Source organism: Variovorax sp. 01T439_2, from assembly GCF_056398445.1.
On the sequence record NZ_JBFTPJ010001236.1, the window covers coordinates 1 to 1,335 of the forward strand.

The 1,335-nt window shown below is 60.3% G+C and carries 2 protein-coding genes and 1 pseudogene; 1 reads left to right on the forward strand and 2 read right to left on the reverse strand.

The genetic code is table 11. From position 1 onward, the window contains the following. Positions 1–86: 86 nt before the first annotated feature. Together AC1DOC_RS33875 and AC1DOC_RS33880 are read right to left on the reverse strand one after the other, a co-directional pair. Positions 87–407, reverse strand: a pseudogene (locus tag AC1DOC_RS33875) (type II toxin-antitoxin system RelE/ParE family toxin). Beyond that, the gene (locus tag AC1DOC_RS33880; RefSeq protein ID WP_018905937.1) at positions 404–676 is read right to left on the reverse strand and encodes a YlcI/YnfO family protein; all 273 of its coding nucleotides are present in this window, start codon (positions 674–676) and stop codon (positions 404–406) included. The pseudogene AC1DOC_RS33875 and the gene AC1DOC_RS33880 overlap by 4 nt, the downstream one beginning before the upstream one ends. Positions 677–1,021: 345 nt before the next feature. Here AC1DOC_RS33880 and AC1DOC_RS33885 point away from each other — a divergent pair. Beyond that, on the forward strand, positions 1,022–1,335 hold a 314-nt coding region (locus AC1DOC_RS33885; RefSeq protein ID WP_478131595.1), incomplete at its 3' end, for a 2Fe-2S iron-sulfur cluster-binding protein.

The following is a 1,335-nucleotide window of genomic DNA, read 5'->3' on the forward strand; positions in this document are numbered from 1 at the left end:
CGTGCGAGTATGCCTTGCCAGCAGGCGAAAGCATTCATTCGCTGCGCGCGGGAGYCGGTGCTTGCCAGGTGGTGATGCCCAACTGCTCAGTGGTAGTCGTCTTCACGCTGATGCCGAAGCGCCAGGATGTTGACGGTCTCAGCACCTTCAATCTCGTAAAGTGCGACGTAGCCGGCCCCGCCGCAGGGAATCACGAGTTCTCGCAAGAACGGGCTGTCACTCGCTTTGCGGAAGATGAATGGTGTTCGGCTTCAGTGGCTCTCGATCGCCGTGGCGAGAGTGTCGATGGTGCGCTGCGCCGCGTCGAAATCCTCGCGCGTTCTTGCACGCACGAGCAGGAAGTCGAAAAGCCGGATCAGGTCTTCACGGGCTGCATCGGTATATCTGACCTGGAATTCACCGTTCACCCCAACACCTGTTTACGCCGCGCGTCGAGTCGCGCCTGGAGTTCGCCGTGCACGGCCGTCGCGGAGTGATAAACGCCGGTACGCCGGGCCTCCTGGCTGGCGCGCAGACCGCGCGCGAGAAAGTCCGCCTGCACCTGGCGGCGCTGGATGGCTTCGCGTACGGCTGTTTCGATCAGCGCGCTGAGCGTCTCGCCTTCGCGGAGCACGCTCTCGGCGGCCAAGCGGAGTTCGGCCTCGACTCGAAGGGAGGGAAAGGTGGAAGTCTTCACGGCCGTGATGCGTTGCAATTGCGACGCATCAAGTATATACCCGCGCCGGAGGCGATGCTCGGTAGCAAATCGCGATGGGGAGGGCAGGGTCCGCCAGCGTGATCGCACCAAGGCGGTTTCCTGATTGGTCGCCAAGTGCCGCCCGCTGCGATCACGGCGTCAACGGCATGGCTCGGACGTCGAGAAAAACTGAAGTTCCGCACCAGGGCGGAGACCTTCCATGGGCAGATCACTTCTCGGACCGGACGAAATAAATTCAATAAATATCAATTTAAATAATATTGATTCATAAAAACAGGATTTCTAGAATTCCTCCATAGCGATTCGTCGCGGATGCGAGGCAGAATGGATACCGACAAACCCACGAAGCAGAGACAACTCACCGTACGAATCTCTCGAGGAACCGGCGATGGCTCCTTGTCGACGTACTCGGTCCCCTGGCGCGAAAACCAGACCGTGCTGGACGTCGTGACGGAGGTCCAACGGACCCAGGAGCCAGACCTTTCCTATCGATTCGCGTGTCGCGTTGGCGTGTGCGGCTCCTGTGCGATGACGGTCAACGGAAAGCCCCGCTGGACCTGCCGAACCCATGTCAGCCGCGTGGAAGAGGGGGGGGTCATCGTCATCGAGCCCCTTCGCAACATGCCGCGCATCAAGGA